Consider the following 3,314-nt stretch of genomic DNA (forward strand, 5'->3'; position numbering starts at 1 on the left):
ACATGCTGCGGGGGCTCGGCGCATCAGTCTCGCTCGTCGAAGCACCGTTCGATCCGCAGGCGACGGTGCCGCACAGCCATGCGCATGGCCATGCGCACGGGCACCATCATCACGGCCACGGACATCATCATCACCACGACCATCATCACGATCACCACGGCCACGCTCACCACCATAACCACGGCCATGACCATGAGCGGTAAGCGCAACAGTCTGCCGCTGGTGAAGGGGCAGGGGGAGCGCAAACGCTCTTCGCGTGTTCACCTCCCCCCTTGCGGGGGAGGTCGCCCGCCCGAGCAGGGCGAGGGCGGGCGGGAGGGGGGTCTTCAGCGTGACGGAAAATCGAATTGCACCCCCCTCCCTAGCCCTCCCCCGCAAGGGGGGAGGGAACAGGCTGGTGCAAGCGGGGAGAAAGACTTCGGCAAGGAGCAAACGCGGGAAGCTGCCGCCCTCTATCGGCTGATGGCGTGGCTCTCGCCGTCGTTTCCGGTCGGCGCCTTTTCCTATTCCAGCGGCATCGAATGGGCGGTGGAGGCCGGCGACATTCACGATGCGGCAAGTCTCACCGACTGGCTGTCGCTGATGATGACGGACGGCGGAGGCTTCTGCGATGGTGTGCTGTTCGCGCAGACGCATCGCGCGGTGTGCGCCGGCGATTCCGCCGCGCTTCGCGCCGTCGCCGAACTCGCCGCCGCGTTCTCACCGTCCAGGGAGCGGCATCTCGAAACGACCGCGCAGGGCCGCGCCTTTCGCGACGCCGTTCGCAGTGCGTGGCCATGCGAGGCGATCACAATGCTCGATGCTGCATGGGATGGGCCGCTCGCCTATCCGACCGCGGTTGGCGCCACTTGCGCGGGACACGGGATCGCGCTCGAGGTGGCGCTGCCCGCCTTCCTGCATGCGGTGGCCGCCAACTGGATTTCGGCCGGCGTGCGGTTGATCCCGCTCGGCCAGACCGATGGCCAGCGCGTTCTCGCGGCGCTGGAAAAGCCGATTGCGCTTACGGTGGCGCGTGCACGCGCGGCTTCGCTTGACGATATTGGAGGCGCGGTTTTGCGCGCCGATCTCGCCTCGATGCGGCATGAAACGCAATATACGAGGTTGTTCAGGTCATGATCCGGACGTTCCTTCTGATATTGTGCGCAGCCGCGAGTGTTTTCGCCGTCAGTGCCGGCCTCGCCGTCGCGCAGGGCGGCGGCAGCCTTGGTCTCGACGACGTGCTGGATGCGGTGAAAACCGATGCGAGGCTCACCGCAGAAATCAACGACGAACTGAAAAAGAACGACCTGAAGGCGGAAGCCGTCATTTGCACCGGTTTCCGGCACGGCAATCAATGGACAGAATTGTCCGGCGCGCGTGCCTCGCCCTACGAATGTGATATTGGCAAGCGCAGCCTTACGATCGAGGCCGACCGCGTGTATCTCGATGCGAAGGGCAAGCCGCTCGGCGACATGAAAAAGGCAAACAAGAAGCGCGCGGACAGTTTCAAGGAAAGCAATTTCCGCTGGACGTGGAAACCGGTGAAGTAAGCATGAGCAAGAATCCAAACGGCCCGTTGCGCGTGGGGGTCGGCGGTCCGGTCGGATCGGGCAAGACCGCGCTGATGGACCTCCTGTGCAAGCGTTTGCGCGAGCGCTACGACATCGCGGCGATCACGAACGACATCTACACCAAATGGGATGCGGAATATCTCGTGCGGTCCGGTGCGCTGGCGCCCGAGCGCATTGCCGGCGTCGAGACCGGCGGGTGCCCGCACACCGCGATTCGTGAGGATGCCTCGATCAATCTCGCCGCGGTCGCCGACATGCGAAAGCGCTTCCCCGATCTCGATCTCGTGCTGATCGAGTCGGGCGGCGACAATCTCGCCGCGACTTTCTCGCCCGAACTCGCAGATCTTACGATCTACGTCATCGACGTCGCGGCCGGCGACAAGATCCCGTCGAAAGGCGGGCCCGGCATCACGCGCTCCGATCTCCTCGTCATCAACAAGATCGATCTCGCGCCTTATGTCGGCGCTTCGCTCGAGGTGATGGAACGCGACGCGAAGAAGATGCGCGGGGTGCGGCCCTTCGTGTTCGCGAATATGCGCGAAGGCAAGGGCGTGGAGGACATCGCCCGCTTCATCGAGGAGAAGGGCGGGCTCGGAGTGTAAGGGGTCATGCGCGGGCATAGCCATCGAAGACGGCGTCAAGGACGCCTATTGACCCGCGCATCCATCTTCTGCGTATGAAGGGAATCCCCATGATGGATTGCCGGGTCAAGCCCGGCAATGACGCCGGCAAATGGCACTCAGTCCACCCATCGCGGCTCTTCTCAAGCAATTCCATGCGCGAAAGCCGGCGCGCATCTGGTCCCTGATCGTCACGCTCTATGGCGACGCCATCGCGCCGCGCGGCGGTTCGCTCTGGATCGGATCGCTGATCGAGATCATGGCGTTGTTCGACATCGACGCCGGCCATGTACGCACGGCGGTGTCGCGTCTGTCGTCGGACGGATGGCTGTCGAGCACCAAGCAGGGGCGCGCCAGCTATTACCGCCTGTCGCGCAGCGGCGAGGACGAATTCCTGCAGGCGACGCAACGCATCTATTCGTCGGTGCCGGTGCGCAGCGGCGCGCTTTGCGTCGCGCTGATCGGGCCGGCCGCCGAGGACGTCGCGGCGTTGCGGGCGGGATTGAAGGCCGCCGGATTCGCACAGCTCTCATCCGCCATCCATGTCGGCTTTGGCGGCCTACCGAAAGCGTTGCAGGGCCGCGAGCATCTGTTCGAACTCACGCCGAGCGAAAGGGACCGGCGCACGCTGGTCGCGGATGCCTGGCGCCTGCAGGAGGTATCCCAGGCCTATCGCGATTTCGTTGCGCAATTTTCGCCGCTGGCCTCGATCCTCGAAAGCGAGGCGCTGGGTGACGAGGATGCGCTGGTCGCGCGCACCCTGCTCATCCACGCCTTTCGCAGGGTGGTGCTGCGCGACCCCGGCTTGCCGCGGGACCTGTTGCCCGAGGATTGGCAGGGCGATGCCGCACGCGCTCTTGCAGGGCGGATTTACGAACGGCTGATCGCGCGGTCCGAACGCTTTCTCGATCGACGCGGGCAGACCGAAAAGGGGCCGTTGCCGCCGCCTGCGGCCGCGTTTTACAGCCGTTTTTCGGGCTGATGGCATTGTCCCCGGTGCGGTGGAAATATTACAAGAAAACTTGACGATGGTATATTTTGTAATATTATATATGTTCTGAAGAAGAGTTCGGGGCGAACCCGGCACGAGGGCGAGCGGAGAGACGTCGATGTACACGCAATCGCTGAATACGCGCGAAGCGCA

The 3,314-nt window shown here is 64.0% G+C and carries 4 protein-coding genes and 1 pseudogene; all 5 read left to right on the forward strand.

Annotated elements, in window-relative coordinates; translation table 11 throughout:
* Positions 1-203, forward strand: a pseudogene (locus tag VN004_RS08205) (urease accessory protein UreE); the annotation flags it as partial.
* 259 nt (positions 204-462) lie between these two features.
* Entirely contained in the window at positions 463-1,116 is a 654-nt protein-coding gene (locus tag VN004_RS08210) for an urease accessory protein UreF (protein ID WP_325608816.1), read from the forward strand.
* A complete protein-coding gene (locus tag VN004_RS08215; RefSeq protein ID WP_325608818.1) occupies positions 1,113-1,529 on the forward strand; it encodes a hypothetical protein in 417 nt (138 codons plus the stop codon). Before VN004_RS08210 ends, VN004_RS08215 begins: the two co-directional genes overlap by 4 nt.
* A 2-nt stretch (positions 1,530-1,531) precedes the next feature.
* Positions 1,532-2,152 carry an urease accessory protein UreG gene (gene ureG / locus VN004_RS08220; RefSeq protein ID WP_325608820.1) on the forward strand — a complete coding sequence of 207 codons (621 nt, stop codon included), beginning with the start codon at positions 1,532-1,534 and terminating at the stop codon, positions 2,150-2,152.
* A 130-nt stretch (positions 2,153-2,282) separates the two neighbouring features.
* Entirely contained in the window at positions 2,283-3,152 is an 870-nt protein-coding gene (locus tag VN004_RS08225) for a PaaX family transcriptional regulator C-terminal domain-containing protein (protein ID WP_325608822.1), read from the forward strand.
* The last annotated feature ends 162 nt before the right edge of the window (positions 3,153-3,314 follow it).

Origin of the sequence: Pseudorhodoplanes sp. (assembly GCF_035565855.1) — a bacterium.
Taxonomy (GTDB): Bacteria; Pseudomonadota; Alphaproteobacteria; order Rhizobiales; family Xanthobacteraceae; genus Pseudorhodoplanes.

Coding starts and splice junctions, on each gene's coding strand:
- ureG (WP_325608820.1), top strand. CDS start 1,532: ATGAGCAAGAATCCAAACGGCCCGTTGCGCGTGGGGGTCGGCGGTCCG.
- VN004_RS08215 (WP_325608818.1), top strand. CDS start 1,113: ATGATCCGGACGTTCCTTCTGATATTGTGCGCAGCCGCGAGTGTTTTC.
- VN004_RS08225 (WP_325608822.1), top strand. CDS start 2,283: ATGGCACTCAGTCCACCCATCGCGGCTCTTCTCAAGCAATTCCATGCG.
- VN004_RS08210 (WP_325608816.1), top strand. CDS start 463: ATGGCGTGGCTCTCGCCGTCGTTTCCGGTCGGCGCCTTTTCCTATTCC.